The sequence below is a fragment of the Planktotalea sp. genome (assembly GCF_965659345.1).
GTDB lineage: Bacteria > Pseudomonadota > Alphaproteobacteria > Rhodobacterales > Rhodobacteraceae > Planktotalea.
In genome coordinates this window covers 1-19,704 of the sequence record NZ_CBFHVK010000003.1, presented here as the reverse complement: position 1 = coordinate 19,704, position 19,704 = coordinate 1, and the positions used below count along the sequence as shown (strand labels likewise).

15 protein-coding genes and 1 tRNA gene are annotated in these 19,704 nt (G+C 52.3%); 6 read left to right on the top strand and 10 right to left on the bottom strand.

Annotated features, from left to right (window positions below; translation table 11 throughout):
• Nucleotides 1-26 precede the first annotated feature (26 nt).
• The gene (gene dacB, locus ACTG3Z_RS02685) at nt 27-1,541 is read left to right on the top strand and encodes a D-alanyl-D-alanine carboxypeptidase/D-alanyl-D-alanine endopeptidase (protein WP_439141099.1); all 1,515 of its coding nucleotides are present in this window, start codon (nt 27-29) and stop codon (nt 1,539-1,541) included.
• Here the strand turns inward: dacB and ACTG3Z_RS02680 are convergent.
• From ACTG3Z_RS02680 to trpA, 7 genes are all read right to left on the bottom strand, one after another.
• Nucleotides 1,538-1,960, bottom strand: coding sequence for a L,D-transpeptidase (locus ACTG3Z_RS02680; protein WP_439141098.1), 423 nt, complete (start codon nt 1,958-1,960; stop codon nt 1,538-1,540). The genes dacB and ACTG3Z_RS02680 overlap by 4 nt on opposite strands.
• Before the next feature lie 69 nt (nt 1,961-2,029).
• Nucleotides 2,030-3,007 (bottom strand): calcium-binding protein, encoded by a 978-nt coding sequence (locus tag ACTG3Z_RS02675; RefSeq protein ID WP_439141097.1) that lies wholly within the window; start codon nt 3,005-3,007, stop codon nt 2,030-2,032.
• 343 nt (nt 3,008-3,350) lie between these two features.
• Nucleotides 3,351-5,090, bottom strand: coding sequence for a dihydrolipoyl dehydrogenase (gene lpdA, locus ACTG3Z_RS02670; RefSeq protein WP_439141096.1), 1,740 nt, complete (start codon nt 5,088-5,090; stop codon nt 3,351-3,353).
• Between the two features lie 13 nt (nt 5,091-5,103).
• Entirely contained in the window at nt 5,104-6,366 is a 1,263-nt protein-coding gene (aceF, locus tag ACTG3Z_RS02665) for a dihydrolipoyllysine-residue acetyltransferase (RefSeq protein WP_439141095.1), read from the bottom strand.
• 21 nt (nt 6,367-6,387) lie between these two features.
• The gene (gene aceE / locus ACTG3Z_RS02660) at nt 6,388-9,045 is read right to left on the bottom strand and encodes a pyruvate dehydrogenase (acetyl-transferring), homodimeric type (RefSeq protein WP_439141094.1); all 2,658 of its coding nucleotides are present in this window, start codon (nt 9,043-9,045) and stop codon (nt 6,388-6,390) included.
• Nucleotides 9,046-9,331: 286 nt separating this feature from the next.
• Nucleotides 9,332-10,495: an alpha-hydroxy acid oxidase gene (locus ACTG3Z_RS02655; RefSeq protein ID WP_439141093.1), complete on the bottom strand. Its 1,164-nt coding sequence runs from the start codon at nt 10,493-10,495 to the stop codon at nt 9,332-9,334.
• Nucleotides 10,496-10,610: 115 nt separating this feature from the next.
• Nucleotides 10,611-11,402 carry a tryptophan synthase subunit alpha gene (trpA, locus tag ACTG3Z_RS02650; protein ID WP_439141092.1) on the bottom strand — a complete coding sequence of 264 codons (792 nt, stop codon included), beginning with the start codon at nt 11,400-11,402 and terminating at the stop codon, nt 10,611-10,613.
• A 337-nt stretch (nt 11,403-11,739) separates the two neighbouring features.
• Between trpA and ychF the strand changes: the two genes are divergently transcribed.
• On the top strand, nt 11,740-12,837 hold the full coding sequence (gene ychF, locus ACTG3Z_RS02645) for a redox-regulated ATPase YchF (RefSeq protein ID WP_439141282.1): 1,098 nt from the start codon (nt 11,740-11,742) through the stop codon (nt 12,835-12,837).
• A gap of 4 nt (nt 12,838-12,841) precedes the next feature.
• On the opposite strand, the gene ACTG3Z_RS02640 is transcribed toward ychF, so the two are convergent.
• Nucleotides 12,842-13,729, bottom strand: coding sequence for a LysR family transcriptional regulator (locus ACTG3Z_RS02640; RefSeq protein WP_439141091.1), 888 nt, complete (start codon nt 13,727-13,729; stop codon nt 12,842-12,844).
• Nucleotides 13,730-13,822: 93 nt separating this feature from the next.
• Here ACTG3Z_RS02640 and ACTG3Z_RS02635 point away from each other — a divergent pair, with 93 nt between their 5' ends.
• Nucleotides 13,823-14,893 (top strand): sodium-dependent bicarbonate transport family permease, encoded by a 1,071-nt coding sequence (locus ACTG3Z_RS02635; protein WP_439141090.1) that lies wholly within the window; start codon nt 13,823-13,825, stop codon nt 14,891-14,893.
• A 44-nt stretch (nt 14,894-14,937) separates the two neighbouring features.
• Here the strand turns inward: ACTG3Z_RS02635 and ACTG3Z_RS02630 are convergent, their stop codons facing one another.
• Entirely contained in the window at nt 14,938-16,827 is a 1,890-nt protein-coding gene (locus ACTG3Z_RS02630; RefSeq protein ID WP_439141089.1) for an SLC13 family permease, read from the bottom strand.
• A gap of 201 nt (nt 16,828-17,028) precedes the next feature.
• Between ACTG3Z_RS02630 and ACTG3Z_RS02625 the strand changes: the two genes are divergently transcribed.
• The 3 genes from ACTG3Z_RS02625 (at nt 17,029) to ACTG3Z_RS02615 (ending at nt 19,319) form a co-directional block, all read left to right on the top strand.
• Nucleotides 17,029-17,958 (top strand): nucleoside hydrolase, encoded by a 930-nt coding sequence (locus ACTG3Z_RS02625; RefSeq protein WP_439141088.1) that lies wholly within the window; start codon nt 17,029-17,031, stop codon nt 17,956-17,958.
• A 74-nt stretch (nt 17,959-18,032) separates the two neighbouring features.
• Nucleotides 18,033-18,122: transfer RNA gene (locus ACTG3Z_RS02620), tRNA-Ser, on the top strand.
• 492 nt (nt 18,123-18,614) lie between these two features.
• Entirely contained in the window at nt 18,615-19,319 is a 705-nt protein-coding gene (locus ACTG3Z_RS02615) for a carbonic anhydrase family protein (RefSeq protein WP_439141087.1), read from the top strand.
• 64 nt (nt 19,320-19,383) lie between these two features.
• On the opposite strand, the gene ACTG3Z_RS02610 is transcribed toward ACTG3Z_RS02615, so the two are convergent.
• Nucleotides 19,384-19,653, bottom strand: coding sequence for an HNH endonuclease (locus tag ACTG3Z_RS02610; RefSeq protein ID WP_439141281.1), 270 nt, complete (start codon nt 19,651-19,653; stop codon nt 19,384-19,386).
• Between the last annotated feature and the right edge of the window lie 51 nt (nt 19,654-19,704).

Below are 19,704 nucleotides of genomic sequence, written 5' to 3'. Positions count from 1 at the left end.
ACACAACAATTTGCATTAACTTTTACATGACCAAATTTTTATCCAGACGCTTTTTCCTAACCGCTGCTGCATCCGCCTCATTTGGGCATGTCGCTTTGGCCAACGCCCCGTTATCGTCCATACGCCCCACTATGCGTGGCGGTGCAGCGGCTCCTGCGAAAGGTGCTAAAACAGTCACGGTGAGACCCGCAACACCGCAGGCGCTTATTGACGCCGCCCAACTTGGCGGCACCGTGGGGTTTGCTGTCGCAGATCTGCGCAGTGGCAAACTTCTTGAGACGAATAAACAAACCACTGGCCTGCCCCCAGCCAGCACAGCCAAGGCAATAACAGCGCTTTACGCCCTTGATGCGCTTGGCCCGAACTTTCGATTTGGCACGCAAGTCTCAACCAACGGCTCAATCGCCAATGGCATAGTGAGCGGTGATTTGTTTTTGATTGGCGGCGGTGACCCGACGCTCGATACCAACGCGCTTTTTGATATGGCCGCAAAGCTGAAATCACTCGGTATTCGCGAAGTGCGCGGACAATTCTTTTATGTCGACAACGTCTTGCCAAACTTAAACGATATCGACCCATCCCAGCCTGATCATGTGAGCTACAATCCAGCGGTGTCTGGGCTGAACCTAAATTTCAACCGTGTTCACTTTGAATGGCGCCGTGGTAGCAATGGCTACAGCGTTTCGATGGATGCGCGCTCCAACAAACATCGCCCGCGCGTGTATATCTCCAAAATGTCCATCGCAGCGCGTGATTTGCCTGTTTATTCGTACAAAGACGCCGGTGGCGTTGATCAATGGAGTGTTGCGCGCAGTGCACTCGGCAAGAGCGGCGCGCGTTGGTTGCCTGTTCGCAAACCCGGACTTTATGCAGCGGACGTTTTTCAGACCTTCGCGCGTGCGCAAGGTATAGTTCTCAAGAACCCGAAACGTTCCACGCGTGTTCCCCAATCACGCGCGCTCGTGACGCACACAAGCGCACCGCTCAGTACCATCTTACGAGATATGCTGAAGTTTTCGACCAATCTAACTGCTGAAGTCGTTGGCCTCACCGCAACGCGACAACGCGGCGGTCGCGCCACGACACTCAAAGCCTCTGCAAAATTGATGAGCCGTTGGGCCAATGACGCCCTGAGCATGGGCAACGCCAGCTTTGCAGATCATTCGGGCTTAAGCGATGCGAGCAAAGTCACAGCACAAGGCATGGTAAACGCCATGCTCGTTGCAAGACGGCGCGCAGGATTTGCAGAGCTGTTAAAACCCGTCGCGATGCGCGATGCAAAACGTAAGGTGATCAAGAACCACCCGATAAAGGTAAACGCTAAAACAGGAACGCTTAATTTCGTAAGCGCGCTCAGCGGTTACATGGTCGCGCCTGACGGTAAGCAGCTCGCATTTGCAATGATCTGCGCCGATACAAACCGTCGGCGCAGTATCAAAAAGGCCGATAAAGAGGCCCCACAAGGTGGTCGCGCATGGAACCGTCGCGCGAAGGCTCTGCAACAGCAACTGATCGAACGCTGGGGCGCAGTCTACGGTTAATTCTGAACCACTATTCGGGTGTTTTTGAACCCGTGCTTCTTAACCAGTGAAAACAGCTTAGCTGCATTTGACGTATGAAGGCGCACGCATCCGGCAGAGGCAGGGCGTCCTAATTTTGACGTTTGGTTTGTCCCATGCACAGCGTAATTGCCCCGAAAGAAAATAGAGTACGGCATTGGCGCATTATTATAGAGGCTGGATTTATGATACCGCGACAGGCTCTTGGGTGAATAGCTTCCGCGCGGCGTGTACTTGCCTTTGCGCGCAGTTGAGACAGGCCAACGATGGATCACTTCACCATAACGAATAACCGTCATCGTTTGGCTTGAGACATCAACCTTCGCAACAAGAGAAGCGGCCGAAACCGCTATTGGAAAACTCAAGGATAGAATTAGTACAGCAATAATATGACGCAACATATGCCCCTCCAGAAAGACGTAGTAACTAAATAAGGTATTGTGAAAACAAAAAGCGCTCTAAGTCAAAAGTTAATTAATCCGGACGTCCTGAATAAGACGAATACCTGTAGGCAAAATTCCAGCACCACCTTCTACCAGTGCCAGAATATCTTCTCCGATTATTATAATCGCGTCATCCCCGCGGTCTCGCGTATCCAGAACGGGGGCATCCTCACCTGCGTATTGAACTGCGATAAAGTCGTCTGTGGCGGTGTAGTCAACGATGCGCACGGTGTTCTCATCAACCATATTCTCGTTGAGTACAAAAAGATCCTCGCCATCTCCGCCTTGTGCTGTGTCACCGCCAGCAAGGATGAGCAAATCATCCCCGTCTCCGCCGCGAAGATCGCCACCTTGGGTTGGCTCTGGTGCCTCTTCTAGAAAAGAAACATCAACACCATTCAATGCCCCCTCAGCACGCAACGCTTCAAAATCAACAGCTGCCAGATCCTCCTCTGGAGTGTTTCGCACGACGGCAAGCGCAGTGGCACTGATGTCTTGTTCGCCCTCCTCATCGAGCACGACATTACCGCTGATCAGCACATCATCACCTGGGCCACCGTTCAAACTATCTTGGCCGCCACCGCCAATCAGTAAATCATCGCCTGCACGCCCCAAAAGAAGATCATCGCCACCATTGCCAAGCAAAGCGTCGTCTCCTGCTTGGCCGTTCAGAAGGTCAAATCCGGTGCCACCGCCAATGATGTCATCTCCAGCACCACCAAACACGGTGTCATTATTGCTACCAGCTTCGACCAAATCATCGCCGGACAGCGCATTTACAAGATCCGCTTGGCCAAGTGCGAACAAAGCGTCTTCTCCGTTTGTCCCGGTCAGCGTGTCCGGTGTATTGGTCCCGAACTCAACCTCACTACCGTCAAAAATTGATGGTTCGTTTGGATCAAAATCATTCAACCCGTTCTCTTCCGCAATACGCTCAACTTCCGCATCAAAAAGGCCGGAAAATGCGATCGCCAAGGCCAGCGGAATCAATATCAATGCAAACATAAAAGGCCCCCCAGCCCAGTTTGTTAATCAATTTACTCGTTTAACAACAACACTATAAGCAACACCTGAGGTGTTCAAAAACAACTCTTCGTCAGGCGAGCGCCGAGACTGAATTATCCCCGCAGCCTTTTCCAACGCCACAAAATATTGCTCCGTCTAAAACAAGCTGCAAGCGGAACATAAAAGTAACTTCAGCCAAGTCATGGCAACAGTCAACGCTGTGCGTGACACTGTCTCCGCTTCAGAAACAATAGCGTAAAATCAGAGCATTCAGAACAGAATTGGAAAAAGCCACTCACGCTAAGAAGGTAAGTGGCTTTCTTCGCAATCGTATTCAATTCGGTTACTTTTTCTTCTTTGGCGGCATCAAGTCTGTGATCGTTCCCTCAAACATTTCAGCCGCGAAATTCACCGTCTCTGACAATGTCGGATGCGCATGGATGGTGTGACCTAGATCCACTGCATCAGCCCCCATTTCAATGGCAAGCCCGACTTCAGCGATAAGATCACCCGCGTTTACCCCTACAATGCAGCCACCGATGACGCGTTGATCCTCTGGGTTAAAGAGCAACTTTGTAATGCCCTCTGAGCGCGCGTTAGACAACGCCTTGCCAGAGGCCGCCCATGGGAACACACCCTTTTCATATGGAATGCCTTTGGCCTTGGCCTCAGTTTCTGTGACGCCGCACCATGCAACTTCAGGGTCAGTGTAGGCGACCGATGGGATGAGCTTGGCATCGAAGTGGCGCTTGTGTCCGGCGCAAACTTCAGCGGCGACCTTGCCCTCATGAACCGCTTTATGTGCAAGCATCGGTTGACCAACCAGATCACCAATCGCAAAGATATGTGGCACACCTGTGCGCTGCTGGCTATCCACAGCGATAAACCCACGCTCGTCTACAGCGACGCCAGCGGCCTGCGCGTTGATTTTCTTGCCATTGGGCGTGCGGCCCACAGCAACAAGGACCTTATCAAAGGTGTCGGTTGTGAGCTCACCCTTGGCATCCTCAAACGTCACCTCAAGACCCTTCTTTTGAGCCTCCATCGCAGTGACTTTGGTTTTCAAAAGGATGTTTTCATAGCGCCCTTTTATGCGGTTGTGCAGCGGCTTAACGATGTCTTTGTCAGCCCCTGGAATAATTTGATCCATGAGCTCGACGATGGTCACTTGCGATCCCAGCGCGTCATAAACACATGCCATTTCCAAGCCGATAATACCGCCGCCCAGAACCAACATACGCTTGGGGATGTCTTTGAGTTCAAGCGCACCAGTAGAGTCGATCACACGGTCATCATCTTGGGGCAAAAACGGCAGGTTCACAGGTTCAGATCCCGCCGCGATGATGCAATTGTCGAAGCTGACGGTCGTTGTTTTACCGCCCTCAACCACTTCGATCATGTTTGGCCCAGTAAACTGTCCAGTGCCCTTAATGGTCGTAACTTTGCGCGCTTTCGCGAGACCCGTGAGACCGCCAGTAAGCTGCCCTACAACGCTGTCTTTAAAGCTGCGCAGTTCGTCCAAGTCGATTTTAGGCTTGGCGAAACGAACACCATGCGCGCCCATGTCTTCGGCTTCTGTGATGACTTTCGCCACGTGCAGCAAGGCTTTGGAAGGGATACAACCAACGTTTAAACACACACCACCAAGCGTTGGGTTCTTTTCGATCAAAATCACTTTCTTGCCAAGATCGGCAGCGCGGAACGCAGCCGTATAGCCGCCCGGACCAGACCCAAGAACGACAACATCGGCATGATGATCCCCGGCACCTTTTGCGGTGCCCGTTGCTACAACTTGCGTCGGTGCCGCTTTCGTAACGGAAGCGTCTGGCATTGTCTGAGCGGGTTCCTCAACAAGAGCGCCCTCGAACACCATAATCACACTGCCTTGAGAGACTTTATCACCCTCAGACACTTTGATTTCTTTCACAACTCCAGCAGCCGGCGACGGGACTTCCATCGTCGCCTTGTCGCTTTCGAGCTCAAGAAGCGGATCTTCTGCCGCGACAGTATCGCCAACAGACACAAGAATTGTGACAACAGGAATATCTGTGAAATCACCTATATCGGGAACTTGAATCTCCATCAATCGATCTCCCTTACCACATCAACTTGCGCATATCGCCGAGCAAGGTCTTCAGCGTTACAGCAAAGCGTGCGGCCAAAGCACCGTCGACGGCGCGGTGATCATAAGACAAGGAAAGCGGCTGCATCAGGCGCGGCACAAATTCGGTGCCGTTCCACACAGGCGCCATCTTTGAGCGCGTCAGCCCAAGGATTGCGACCTCAGGCGCATTTACAATCGGCGTGAAGCTTGTGCCGCCAATGCCACCCAGCGACGAGATCGTGAATGTTGCACCTTGCATATCTGCGCCTTTGAGCTTGCCCTCTCGGGCGGCAGCCGACAGGCTCATCAGCTCTTTGGAAATCTCAACAAGACCCTTTTTGTCAGCGTCTTTGATCACCGGAACCATCAGGCCCTGCGGTGTGTCAGCGGCGAAACCGATGTTATAAAAGTCCTTCTTGATTAGCTTGTCACCATCGGGATGGATCGAGGAATTGAACTCCCAATGCTCTTTCAACGCAGAAACGGACGCTTTGATCACAAAGGACAAAAGCGTGACGCGATAGCCTTGTTCTTTGGCCATGGTGTCCATTTCTTTGCGGTATTTATCGAGCTCGGTGATGTCCGCTTCATCGTTGTGCGTGACATGCGGAATGTTGAGCCAGGAACGGTGCAGCGCAGGGCCAGACAGCTTCTTGATACGCGGCATCTCAACGTCTTCGACAGGACCAAACTTTGAAAAATCCACAACAGGGATCGGTGGGATCCCGATTCCACCAGCAGCAGCACCGCCAGTTGCAGTTGGCACAGAACTCGCTTTGAACGCTTTGGTGATATCTTCGCGCAGAATTCGGCCTTTGCGACCAGTGCCATTCACTTTGGCCAGATCAATTTCAAGGGTCCGTGCAAACGCGCGAACAGATGGGCTGGCATGTGCTTTACCAAAGCCTTCATCAGTGACCGCTGGCGCTGAAGCAGTTGGTGCTGCGGCAACGGGTGTTGGCGCGGCTTGTGCCTTTGGCGCTGCTGCTTCTGGTGCCTTAACCGGTGCGGGTGCAGCACCCTCGCCTTCCAAAATCAGAATCAAACTGCCCATTGAGACGTTGTCGCCCTCAGACACTTTGATCTCCTTAACCACGCCCGCCGCAGAGGACGGCACTTCCATCGTCGCTTTGTCGCTCTCTAACTCAACGATCGGATCTTCTTCCGCGACCGTATCCCCTACGCTCACCAAAACGGTCACAACTGGGATATCGGTGAAATCACCAATGTCGGGGACTGTTACTTCGATTGCCATATCTTAATCTCCTCTACCCTATCAAACGAGACGCGGGTTCGGCTTAGCGCCGTCAATGTCATACTTGGAAAGCGCGGAAGTCAGGTCTTTCTCAGACACAGTGCCTTCCTTGAAAAGCTGCACCATCGCGGCCGCTGCAATGTGGTTCGCGTCCACCTCAAAGAAGCGGCGCAAGTTCACACGACTGTCCGAGCGCCCGTAGCCGTCCGTTCCGAGCACCACAAACTCCTGCGGCACATATGCACGGATTTGCTCGGCGTAGTTCTTCATGTAATCGGTCGCACAGATCACAGGACCTTTGGCCCCGCTCAAGGTTTGGGTCACATAAGGCACCTGCGTGTCCGCCAATGGGTTCAAACGGTTGTGGCGTTCTGCGTCCTGACCGTCGCGCGCCAGTTCGTTAAAGCTGGTGGCAGACCAAATATCAGAGGTCACACCGAAGTCTTCTTCCAGCATTTTCGCAGCTTCCATCGCCTGCACAAGGATCGTGCCAGACCCCATCAGGTTGACGTGTTTCTTCGCAGGTTTGGCTTCTTTGCTCAGACGATAGAGACCTTTGATGATCCCCTCTTCCGCACCCATAGGCATTTCAGGATGGCTGTAGTTTTCATTCATCAAGGTGAGATAGAAATACACATCGTCCTGATCCACATACATACGTTGCAACCCGTGATGTACGAGCACTGCAACTTCAAAGCTGAAGGTAGGATCGTACGAGATACAGTTCGGGATCGTGCCCGCGAGAATGTGGGAATGCCCATCCTCGTGTTGCAAACCCTCACCATTCAGCGTTGTACGCCCTGCCGTGCCGCCCAGCATAAAGCCACGCGCGCGACTATCGCCTGCGGCCCAGCACAGATCGCCTATGCGTTGGAAACCAAACATAGAATAGTAAATAAAGAAGGGCACCATCGGAACGCCATGGTTGGAATAAGACGTCGCCGCCGCGATCCAATCCGCCATCGCGCCCGCCTCATTGATGCCCTCTTGCAGCACCTGACCGTCGGTCGATTCCTTATAGTACGACATCTGATCGCGGTCTTCAGGCGTGTAGTTTTGACCCATCGGGTTGTAGATGCCGACAGAACGGAACAGGCCTTCCATACCAAATGTGCGGCTCTCGTCCGGTACAATCGGCACAACCTGCTTGCCCATGTTCTTGTCGCGCAACAAAGTCGTCAAAATGCGCACAAAAGCCATAGTTGTCGAAATCTCGCGATCACCTGTGCTTTTTAGTTGAGCTTCGAACTTTTCAAGCGGCGGAATCTCAAGCTTGGGCGTTTCGCGCCATTCACGCTTGGGGAATTCCCCGCCCAACTCTTTGCGCTTCTCCAAAAGATACGCTTTTTGCTGATTGTTCAGCGAAACAAATGGTGCCTTTGGCAAGTCTTCATCGCTAATTGGGATTTGAAAACGGTCGCGGAACGCGCGCAACTGATCTTCGGCCATTTTCTTTTGCTGGTGCGTAGTATTTTGCCCCTCACCGGCTGTTCCCATGCCGTAGCCTTTGACCGTTTTGATCAAAAGACACGTCGGTTGGCCTTTGGTCTCGGTCGCGCGCTTGAACGCCGTGTAAACCTTCTTTGGCTCATGCCCACCCCGACGCAAGGACCAGATTTGCTCGTCCGACCAATCTTCAACCAGCGCTGCAGTCTCAGGGTATTTTCCGAAGAAATGCTTGCGAATATAGGCCCCGTCTTTGGATTTGAACGTTTGGTAATCGCCATCGACCGTCTCGTCCATCAACTGACGCAAACGTCCTGTCGTATCCTTCTCGAGCAAGGCATCCCAACCTTTACCCCAGAGCAGTTTGATTACATTCCAACCCGCCCCGCGGAAATCGCCCTCAAGCTCTTGCACGATCTTACCGTTTCCGCGCACAGGTCCGTCAAGGCGCTGCAAATTGCAGTTCACAACAAAGATAAGGTTGTCCAACCCCTCGCGCGCCGCCAAATCAATCGCACCGCGCGATTCAGGTTCGTCCATTTCGCCATCGCCAAGGAACACCCAAACTTTACGATCCGCCATATCGATATGCCCACGGTTGTGCATATACTTCATAAAGCGCGCTTGATAGATCGCCATTAGCGGACCTAAGCCCATGGAAACAGTCGGAAACTGCCAATAATCCGGCATCAGCCAAGGGTGCGGATAAGAGCTAAGACCACCCCCATTCACTTCAGAGCGAAAGTTCTCCATCTGCTCTTCACTTAAGCGTCCTTCCATGAACGAACGCGCGTAAATGCCTGGGATCACATGGCCCTGAAAGAACACAAGATCACCGCCATGAATTGCAGATTTGGAACGCCAGAAGTGGTTCAGACCGATGTCATACATGACAGCCGAAGACGCAAAAGATGCGATATGGCCACCGTATTCGCTCGACACTTTATTGCGACGCACAACTGTCGCCATCGCGTTCCAACGATTGATCGTTCGAATGCGCCATTCCATGTCCAGATCACCGGGAATATCCATCTCGTCATCGACAGGAATTGTATTTTGGTAGGGTGTTGTGGCTGAAAACGGTAAAGTCGCGCCAGCCGCGCGTGCCTGTTGCACAGCCTTGTCGAGCAGGTAGTGCGCACGATCCGCGCCGTCGCGCTCAATCACATCGGATATCGCGTCTTGCCACTCACGTGATTCAACAGGGTCTATATCTTTAAAGTCTTCGCTCATACGTCTCTCTCCCCGCAACGCTTGCGTAGTAAAGGTTAGTTTGACGTCAAACTAATATTTACACAACGCCAGTTCAACTTGGAACGCAATGCGAATTTCGCCGCAAGCCTTCCGTTGAGGTTTGATTAGCAAAGACTTTTGAAGTTAGGTAGGGCTCCTAGCGAATAGCGCCATGCGCTGTGCGCATAGCGTATTGTTTAGCGTTAAATTAATTTCTGTTTTCACTTCGTTTTTTCTGCAAAAGCACGTTGGCCCAAGTCAAACGTTAGGTTTCGCCGCGAACCCATTAGCGCCAGTCGCCTGAGAAGTCTTTGGGCACCAGCAACACATCTTGATCAAGCTCACTGATCACGCGCTTCCCACACAGTGCCATAGAGACATCAAGCTCTTTGTGGATCACTTCAAGCGCCCTAGTCACACCAGCCTGCCCCATCGCGCCGAGCCCATAGACAAAAGCGCGCCCAATGTAGGTGCCGCTCGCCCCCATCGCCAAAGCCTTTAGAACGTCCTGTCCAGAACGAATACCACTGTCGAGATGGACTTCAATCTGATCTCCGACCGCATCTAAAATTGACGGCAACATCTTGATCGAACTCATCGCTCCATCCAGCTGACGCCCCCCGTGATTGGATACAATGATTGCATCTGCACCAACTTTCAGCGCCATTTTAGCGTCCTCGGCATCAAGGATGCCTTTTAAGATAACCTTACCGCCCCACATTTCCTTGATCTTGGCTATCTTGCCCCAATCAAGAGCAGGATCAAACTGTTCTGCAGTCCAAGCCCCCAGATCCGCCGCATCTGAAATACCGTCCACATGCCCGACGATATTGCCAAAACCACGGTTCTTCGTACCGAGCATTTGCAGCCCCCACGTCCACTTCGTTGCCAGATTGGCAATCGTTTTCGCAGTCAACTTGGGGGGCGCGGATAGGCCGTTTTTCAAGTCCTTATGGCGTTGCCCCAAGATCTGAAGATCCAGTGTAATGACCAATGCAGAACATTTCGCCGCCTTCGCACGCTCGATCAAGCGACGCACGAAATCTTCGTCTTTCATGGTATATAATTGGAACCAAAAGGGCTTTGTCGTTTTTTCTGCGACAGCTTCAATCGAGCAAATCGACATCGTGGACAGGGTGAATGGCACACCAAACTCTTCAGCAGCTTTTGCGGCTTTTATCTCCCCGTCAGCATGCTGCATCCCGGTCAAGCCAACAGGGGCCAGCGCCACGGGCATTGTGACATCTTGACCAATCATCTTGCCCGCAGTTGATCGTCCCGTCATGTCCACCGCAACGCGCTGGCGTAATCGAAGCTGATCAAAATCAGAGGTGTTTTCGCGAAAGGTTTGCTCTGTCCAACTGCCGCTTTCTGTATAGTCATAAAACATCCGCGGCACGCGACGCTCGTAAATACGCTTCAAGTCGTTAATCTCTGTAATCACAGCCATGCCACCACCCTCGCATCAATTGGTAAAAATAGTTTACCGCCCAGCACGCGAACTCGCAAATAAAAAAGAGCGCGCCTCATCAGCACGCTCTTCATAAATCTAAGTTTAGCCCAAGTCAGGCGCTATGTGCACCATCCGAGAGTGTTTTTACAAAGGCCAAAACATCGTTCGTGCTGTCCCCAGCCGCAATTCGCTCAACAATCGCTGAGCCAACCACTGCACCATCAGAAATCGCCGCAATCTCGCGCGACTTCTCTGGCGTTTTAATTCCAAACCCAACAATGATGGGCAAATCTGTCTGCGATTTGATCCGCGCAACCTCAGGACCAACATCTGCCCCTTCTGCGTTGGCCGCACCAGTGATCCCTGTGATCGAAACGTAATACACAAAGCCCGACGTGTTTTGTAAAACGCGCGGCAAACGCGCATCATCCGTTGTGGGCGTAGCAAGACGAATAAAGTTGAGCCCCGCAGCCTGCGCAGGAATGCAAAGCTCTGCGTCCTCTTCTGGCGGTAAATCTACGACGATCAAGCCATCAATGCCCGCGTCCTTTGCATCTTTCAAAAATGCATCAACACCGCGCGAATAGATCGGATTGTAATATCCCATCAAAACGATTGGCGTATCAGCATCGTCTTCGCGAAACGCGCGCACCATATCGAGGGTCTTTTGCAAGGTCATGCCACCTTCAAGTGCGCGCTGACCTGCAAGCTGAATAGTTGCGCCATCCGCCATAGGATCCGTAAACGGCAATCCTAACTCGATGATATCCACCCCGGCCTCTGGCAGACCTTTCATGATTTCCAAGGACGCAGCTGCATCAGGATCGCCCGCCATGATATACGAGACAAAAGCTTTCTTACCGCTCGCGCGCAAACTTTCAAATTTGGCATCAATCCGGGTCATATTGGTGTCCTTCTACAAACCTTGCATGCATGTGCCTTGAAATCTGGAACTTTCGCAAGGCCCTCTCTCAAAAAAGCAACGCCATCATTTAAAAAGCGTGCTTCCTCTTTCCGTAAATATCCCCGCCGGAGGCACCGGCACGCCCAAAGGCGTGCTCACAAAAGCGCGCGAAAGCGCACAATTTGGAGAACTTAACACCTATATCGACCTTTGCACGCCGCATTGCGGCACAGCGGCGTTGTTTTCGCGCATGGATCGTCTCGCATCACCTTGCATGACGCTAAAAACCTGCCATATGGAGGCGGGTCGCAAGAATGAGCCACAAAAGGAGAGCGTCATGGGTTTCAAAATGGGTATCGTCGGACTGCCGAACGTTGGTAAATCCACGCTCTTTAATGCGTTGACCAAGACCGCAGCGGCGCAGGCTGCGAATTTTCCATTTTGCACGATCGAGCCCAATGTAGGCGATGTGGCCGTCCCTGATGCACGCCTCGATACGCTCGCTGAAATCGCAGGCTCTAAGCAAATTATCCCGACGCGTATGACATTCGTCGATATTGCGGGCCTCGTTAAAGGGGCATCCAAGGGCGAAGGTCTTGGCAATCAATTTCTTGCAAACATCCGTGAAACAGATGCGATCGCTCATGTTCTGCGGTGCTTTGAGGACGGTGACGTTACTCACGTTGATGGCCGCGTGAACCCCGTTGAAGATGCTGAAACTATTGAAACCGAATTGATGCTCGCGGACTTGGAAAGCGTCGAAAAACGCCGCCAAGGACTAACGCGCAAAACACGTGGTGGCGACAAAGAGGCGCTCCAGCAAGATCGCCTATTGGAAGCGGCACAAAATGCCCTTGAAGATGGCAAACCCGCGCGCACCGTTGAGGTAGACGAAGAAGATCAACGCGCTTGGAAACTGTTGCAACTTCTGACGTCCAAACCAGTGCTCTACGTCTGCAATGTTGGCGAAGCTGAAAGCGCAACTGGCAATGCCCATTCAGAAGCTGTCGCCGCCATGGCCGCAGCGCAGGGCAATTCTCACGTTATCATCTCTGCACAGATCGAAGAAGAAATCAGTCAGCTTGATGCAGAAGAAGCACAAATGTTCCTTGAGGAAATGGGCCTAGAAGAAGCCGGCCTCGATCGTCTCATTCGCGCTGGCTACGATCTTTTGCACCTTGAGACCTACTTCACAGTTGGCCCGAAAGAAGCCCGCGCTTGGACCATACGCGAAGGCACAAGCGCGCCTAAGGCCGCAGGAGTGATCCACGGTGACTTTGAGAAAGGCTTCATTCGCGCAGAAACCATTGCCTATGACGACTATGTTGCCAACAATGGAGAACAGGGCAGTAAAGAGGCTGGAAAAATGCGTGCAGAGGGCAAAGCCTACACCGTCAAAGACGGCGACGTCCTGCATTTCTTGTTCAACACTTAATTAGTCAGCGCTGATCTTCAGATAATTGGTCCGTTAGCAGCTGCATCAAAGCAGGATGCGGGAAACGACGGGGCACAGTAATCGCGTAGAAGGGCTCAAATATGCCCAGATCGAAAGGTGCGGTCGTTAAAAGGCCACTTTGGATCTCATCGGCGAGCACAACTGTCGGTGCAATCGCCAGACCGACACCTTCACGCGCTAGTAAGCGCACCATCGCCATATCATCCACATGCGCGACAACATTGGGCTGAATACCCAGTCGCGCAACAAGGTTTTCAAACCCTGTCTGAATAACACTTTCTGTCGGAACGATCAGTGGTTCATGTGCCAATAAATGCGCAAGCGTTGGGTGCTTCAAACGCTCGGATGAGCCGTGCACGCGTACGGGTTGTTGCGCGATCAACTGTGCCGCATAGCTTTTGTCACCTTTGTTTTCGGGGATATGGGTGCTTAAAACCACATCAAGACTAAGCGTTTCCAACTCATCAAAAAGCGCTTGCCCCTGCCCTGATGTCAGCGAAAACGTATAGTCATCAGAACCAAGTAAAGGCCGCAAGAACTGGAGCTGGAAGTTGCGGGACAGCGTAGAAATGGCCCCTATGCGCAAGACCGGTTTAGCCGTGCTGGACAGTTGCAACGTGGCTAGCAACTCATCGCCTGCTTTGAAGATTTGATCTGCATGGTCAAGCACAATGCGTCCTTCTTCGGTCAGCACCAGCTTGCGCGCGATACGTTCAAATAAGGCAACGCCCAGCCGGTCCTCGAGTTGGCGGATTTGCACAGACAATGCAGACTGCGCCACGTTTAAACGCGCCGCCGCTTGACCCAAATGCCCCTCAATCGCCACTTCGCGGAAATACCGTAAGTGATGGTAGTTTAATCGATTTATCATTCGTTTATATAGAATGATTTTTTGCAAAAGATATATTTTTATTATCCTGCATGGCGACGTATCCGAACAGAGACATCCAGAAGGAGCCTCACCATGGATATTCTCGCAACCATAGCCAGCACTGTTTTTGAACAGATGCAAAAACCAACGCTTGCGTTTTTAATGATGGGTGTTCTGCTTGCCGCCCTTGGCAGTAAATTCGAAATCCCAGAGCCCGTTTACAAATTCATCGTCATCCTGCTGCTTTTGAAAGTGGGAATGGGCGCCGGCATTTCTATTCGCGATGCTGATCTTTTGTCCCTCATCGTTCCGGCTTTGGGTGCGGCATTCGTGGGTATCGCTATCGTTTTGATTGGCAGTCGCACTTTGGCGCGCTGGCAAGGAGTTTCACACATTGATGGCTTTGCAACTGCGGGTTTGTTTGGCGCTGTTTCCGCCTCTACCCTTGCCGCGGGCATGGCGATTTTAGACGAAAGCGGGGTCGCCTACGAAGGATTTATCGGCGCGCTCTATCCCTTTATGGACATCGCAGCCCTTGTGACTGCGATTGCGCTCGCGAAAGTCAGCGCTGCGCGTCAACAAACAACAAGCATTACCATCAACGCCGACGGCACAGTCGCGGCAGGTGGTCCGGAACGTGCGAACGCACCCCTCAGCGTTGGCGATAACGGGTCCATGGTGCGTGGCATTTTGATCGACACCTTTAGAAGCCCAGCGATTTCAGCGCTTGTGGCGGGCCTTGCCCTTGGCGTCTTTGCGCAACCCGATGCGGTTTTCAAAAGCTTTTATGAGCCCTTGTTCCGAGGCCTGCTATCCATCTTGATGTTGATCATGGGCATGGAGGCGTGGTCCCGCCTCTCTGAGCTTAGAAAAGTAGCGCTCGCATATATCCTGTATGGCCTTACCGCTCCGATCATCCACGGTTTGCTAGGATTTGGCGTGGGCTTGATCGCGCATGAACTGACGGGCTTCTCTGCTGGCGGCGTTATATTGCTGGCTGTGATGGGTGCCTCAAGCTCTGACATATCTGGCCCACCAACGATGCGTGCCGCCCTGCCAGAGGCGAATTCATCTGCTTATGTCGGCACATCTACCGGCCTTGGGACACCCGTCGCAATCCTGAGCATTCCTTTGTTCATCGCCCTCGCGGAGGTGTTTATCTAGCACTCACGTAACGGACCTGCATGACGTTCAAATGCGAGTCCGTCTTAAAAGAAAAGCGTTAGCCCAACCATGGACACGACAAGGAACAATAGCGTCATGATGCCACCTGAGCGCACAAAATCCACCACACGGTATCCCGCAGGTCCCATGATCAATGCGTTGACCTGATGGGTTGGGATCAAGAACGAGTTTGACGTTGAAATGGCAACCGTTAGTGCAAAAACCGCCGGATCGCCGCCCGCGGAAATCGCTATGGATATTGCCAATGGCACAAGCAAAACCGTAGCACCCACATTTGACATCACGAGCGTGAATGCGGTGGCAAGCACCGCAAGGCCTGCTTGCAAGGACCACAACGGCCATCCGTCAAGCAAGATTAAGATTTGTTCCGCAATCCAGGTGGCCGTACCTGTGTTTTGAACCGCTTGTCCTAAAGGAATCAAAGACGCGAGCAGGAACACAGTACTCCAACTTACCGCCTCATACGCTTCATCAATCGACAAGACGCGCGACAGGATCATGCCAACCGCCCCCGACAACAACGCAAGCGACAGCAAAAGGTCTGTGAAAAGGATCAGGCCAAGGGTCATCAAGAAAAACCCAAGCGCCCAGTTTACCTTATGAGGTCGCAATTCTTCCCGCGGAAAATCAGAGGTCACAACAACAAAGTCCTGATCCGATTTGACCCGCATCAGACGCTCCCATTGCACATGCACAACCAACGTGTCGCCCGCTTGCAAATTCACAGCTCCAATATGGGTCGCAACGTGATCTTCGCTTTCGACATGGCTCATCGTTTCTTCGCCGCGATGGATTGCCAGAACAGACAAACCGTGTGTTTGGCGCAAGCGCAACTCAATAGGTGTTTGACCGATCACTGTTGAGCCTGGTGGAATAACAACTTCCGCCACGCCAGACTCAGTTGCCGCGAAATCGTCGGCAAACACATCCAGCGCCGGCAGAATTTCAAGACCATATGGCTCGGCAAACTCATCCTCAAGCACACGACGCAAGCCCAAAATAGCCAATCGCGCAGGTGCTTCAATCAGCGTATCCGCCATCGGCGCAATTACTTTATGCCCTTTATATGAGGTCCCAAGAATATACAGATGGTGCGCCACCATAATATCCGAGAGCGTTTGACCGATCAAAATGGAGCCTTTCGGAACACGCACCTCAAACAAATCTGCGCGCAATCCATATGTGCTCTCCACAAAGGTTTGCATCGACCGCGCGGCACCAGCATCTGCCCCTCGTCCACGTTGGCCAGGCAAGATCCAACGCCCAAGCAACATGAAGTAAAGCACGCCCGTCAGCACCAGCATGATGCCAACTGGCGTCACCGAAAACAGGCTAAACGGCTCCATCTGTTGCCCAGCAGGCAACGTACTATTTGCAGAAATCAACAAATCGTTCAGCAAAATCAACGGCGAAGAGCCGACCATCGTAATTGTGCCACCAAGAATAGCGCAAAAGCCCATGGGCATCGCCAACCGGCTCATGGGAATCTCTGTACGTGCGGAAATGCGACTGATCACAGGCAAAAATAGCGCTGCCGCCCCGACGTTTTGCATGAAAGAGCTGATCACCCCAACGGTGCCAGACACAATAGGAATGATGCGACCTTCAGTGGTGCCACCGCGTTTCAAAATCAAGGCGGCGACTTTGGACATGAGACCGGTCTTGTCCAACCCCGCCCCGATGATCATGACCGCTATAATGGAAACAACGGCATTTGACGAAAAACCAGAAAACAACTCACTGCGATCAGCGAGGTTGCTCAATCCGGGCAAGGTGCTCAGCACGCCCAAAATAACCATGACCAAGATTGCGGCAAGGTCGATCCGTATGATCTCGGAAACGAACAAGAATACGGTAAATGCCAGCAAGCCAAGCACCGTCATCATTTCGTAATTTAATACTGTCGCGTCCATTGCGTCTCCCGATGGCAAGACTAACGTCAGTTTTTCATTCTGCAACGCTCTATCCTGCGAAAAGCGTTATATAAAATCGAGGACGCGGCTGAGGGCGGTTCTACCAGACCGCTCACCAACTTGACGCGTTTGCGCGCAAAATGTCCATTGCACCTATCGCCTTAAACCCTCAGCATATGCCTGAAACAATGGATACGTAATATGACTCAACCGATCAAACTCATCATCGACACAGATCCCGGCATCGATGACGCTATGGCTATTTTTTATGCTGCGGGCGCACCAGATATCGATCTTATCGGGCTAACGTCAATTTTTGGAAATGTTACAACGGAACAAGCCACACGCAATGCGTTGCGCTTGCTGGAGTGGGCTGGCTTAAACAAGGTGCCCGTCGCACAAGGGGCAGCAAAGCCACGCACCCTGCCCGCGTTTCCGCCCTCTCACAACGTCCATGGTGATGAAGGTTTCGGCACAATCGCCACTGCAACACCGCAAGGTAAAATGAGCGACGAATCCGCCGCAGCCTTCCTTGTGCGGATGGCACGCGAACACAAAGGTGAGCTGGTCATCTGCCCCATAGGGCCGCTTACGAACATCGCGGAAGCGCTCGATTTGGATCCAAAGTTTGCGAGCAACGTCTCGCGTATCGTGCTCATGGGCGGTTCACTGGAAGAAGGTGGCAACATCACCCCACATGCAGAAGCAAATATTTATCATGACCCTCATGCAGCTGAACGCGTGTTCGCATCTGGTGCAAAGATTGTCATGGTTGGCTTAGATGTGACCCACCGCATTTTGTGCACAGCAGAGGATTTCGACCGGCTTGAGGCAAATGCCCCTCGTTTGGGCGGTTTAATCAATGAAATGAGCCGCTTTTATCTGCATTTCTACACAACTGTCGGCAAACACGATGGATGCTCTTTGCATGACCCTGCGGCGGTAATTGCATGCACGCACCCGCATTTGTTTGAAACACGCGCAGAGCCTATTGCCGTGTCTTGTCTTGGCGAGACCTCCGGCGCAACGCTACTTTCTAACGATACTCGTGCCAGCACAGATGTTTTGATGCGCGTTGACGCGGAGGCGGTGAAACGTCAGTTCTTCAAAGTAGTGAACACGCTTGACTGATGGAGCAGGTTTTTTGCAAATCTGAGCAATTTGTCACTTGTATCCCCACATACTTCGAGGCTATCCCCATCAACGGAGACGTGGCCGAGTGGTCGAAGGCGCTCCCCTGCTAAGGGAGTAGGCCCGGAAGGGTCTCGAGGGTTCGAATCCCTTCGTCTCCGCCACCACCCCTGTACGATAACATTCACCATATAAATAAGGGGTAACATGACTGGCGTCGAATGGTATACCACACACGTTAACCACACACGTTGACCACACACGCTCTCAACCAAATGCTATTGAACCGTTTTGACAAATGAACGCCCCTAGTTTGCCCAGCGCGTGAAACAGCTAACGACCATGAAGCATTCCGTTGTTGTGAACAGTTGTCAGCTAGCTCACAGGTTTTCACAAACGTGCATACACTCGCTTAGCGGCTCTAATGGCCATTTCATTTGCATTGTTGTCGTTTATTTCATTGATCGACTTGCACGGTGGTGGGAGGTCAGGGTTGGCGTGTTTAACGTTAGCACACTCGAAAAGCTTGACATAACAAGGAACGTATAGGCACTATTTCTAACAGCCCGTTAGCGTACCTGCTGCCCGGGCTTCATAACGGTTGGTATAATCGTGAGCAAACATCATCTCTAGTAACACGCGGAGAAACATACAAAATGGGTATTTCAAGACGCAACTTTTTCTACAACACCGTTGCGGCGACTGCCGTGGGACTAACTGCCACACGGGCCAAGGCAAATGTGTGCACGATGCCAACGGCAGAACGGCAGGCTTCCCTCACGCCACAAGGCGTAGTGGATGAATTGATGGCGGGCAACGCGCGGTTCGTGTCAGGCAACATGGTTAATTGCGACCTCGCCGCCCAGATACGGCTAACCTCCGAAGGACAGCACCCAATTGCAGCTATCGTAGGCTGCATTGACAGCAGAGTGCCGCCGGAGTTGGTCTTCGACCAAAATATCGGTGACATTTTTACCGCTCGTGTCGCAGGTAACTTCGTTAATACCGACATTATAGGCAGTCTAGAATTTGCCTGCTTTGTCTCCGGTGCCAAGTCTATCGTCGTGCTGGGCCATACGGAATGTGGTGCGGTCAAGGGCGCGGTTGATCAAGTCGAACTGGGAAACCTTACAGCGACGCTGAAGAACATCGAACCCGCCGTCGCAGCAGCAGGCCCCGTGGCAGTGCGCAGCTCTTCAGATGGCGAATTCGTGCAGCGCGTTGCGGATAAAAATGTGGCGATAGCAGTTCAGAACATCCTCAACTCAAGCGAAGTTCTATCTGGCATGGTTGAAGCGGGTGAGCTTGCCATCGTCGGTGCGATGCACGACATTTCCACCGGTAAGGTGACGCTAATGTAACGGTGAGGGGCATTATCATTCCAAGTTTCATTAAGCCGGCAGTTTGCAAGGAACACCTAATGAATTACCTGTATTGGCATAACATGAGATAGTGTGGGGGGAGCTCCGAACTTCTAAAAGAGAGGTCGGGGCCACCTTTAGACCTTGGAATGATATGATCGACGTGAAGGGCGACCTGATCCTCATGTCCTCCGCATAGCTCACAGCGGTGTTTTGCACGTTCAAGTACGTTGTAACGGGTGCTGCCTGATACATAGCCACTGTCTGGCCCTCTATGGCCCCATATGGCCTCACCACGCTTGCTTATGTATGCGTTGATAGCTTCATCACACATGGCTTGTAGGGAGGCTCTCTGGGCGTCTGTGTGGGTCGCTTCAGTCAGGCG

What these genes read in the sequence shown, in the direction of transcription:
- dacB (WP_439141099.1), top strand. Translation starts at nt 27, where the DNA reads ATGACCAAATTTTTATCCAGACGCTTTTTCCTAACCGCTGCTGCATCC.
- ACTG3Z_RS02680 (WP_439141098.1), bottom strand. Translation starts at nt 1,960, where the DNA reads ATGTTGCGTCATATTATTGCTGTACTAATTCTATCCTTGAGTTTTCCA.
- ACTG3Z_RS02675 (WP_439141097.1), bottom strand. Translation starts at nt 3,007, where the DNA reads ATGTTTGCATTGATATTGATTCCGCTGGCCTTGGCGATCGCATTTTCC.
- lpdA (WP_439141096.1), bottom strand. Translation starts at nt 5,090, where the DNA reads ATGGAGATTCAAGTTCCCGATATAGGTGATTTCACAGATATTCCTGTT.
- aceF (WP_439141095.1), bottom strand. Translation starts at nt 6,366, where the DNA reads ATGGCAATCGAAGTAACAGTCCCCGACATTGGTGATTTCACCGATATC.
- aceE (WP_439141094.1), bottom strand. Translation starts at nt 9,045, where the DNA reads ATGAGCGAAGACTTTAAAGATATAGACCCTGTTGAATCACGTGAGTGG.
- ACTG3Z_RS02655 (WP_439141093.1), bottom strand. Translation starts at nt 10,495, where the DNA reads ATGGCTGTGATTACAGAGATTAACGACTTGAAGCGTATTTACGAGCGT.
- trpA (WP_439141092.1), bottom strand. Translation starts at nt 11,402, where the DNA reads ATGACCCGGATTGATGCCAAATTTGAAAGTTTGCGCGCGAGCGGTAAG.
- ychF (WP_439141282.1), top strand. Translation starts at nt 11,740, where the DNA reads ATGGGTTTCAAAATGGGTATCGTCGGACTGCCGAACGTTGGTAAATCC.
- ACTG3Z_RS02640 (WP_439141091.1), bottom strand. Translation starts at nt 13,729, where the DNA reads ATGATAAATCGATTAAACTACCATCACTTACGGTATTTCCGCGAAGTG.
- ACTG3Z_RS02635 (WP_439141090.1), top strand. Translation starts at nt 13,823, where the DNA reads ATGGATATTCTCGCAACCATAGCCAGCACTGTTTTTGAACAGATGCAA.
- ACTG3Z_RS02630 (WP_439141089.1), bottom strand. Translation starts at nt 16,827, where the DNA reads ATGGACGCGACAGTATTAAATTACGAAATGATGACGGTGCTTGGCTTG.
- ACTG3Z_RS02625 (WP_439141088.1), top strand. Translation starts at nt 17,029, where the DNA reads ATGACTCAACCGATCAAACTCATCATCGACACAGATCCCGGCATCGAT.
- ACTG3Z_RS02615 (WP_439141087.1), top strand. Translation starts at nt 18,615, where the DNA reads ATGGGTATTTCAAGACGCAACTTTTTCTACAACACCGTTGCGGCGACT.
- ACTG3Z_RS02610 (WP_439141281.1), bottom strand. Translation starts at nt 19,653, where the DNA reads ATGTGTGATGAAGCTATCAACGCATACATAAGCAAGCGTGGTGAGGCC.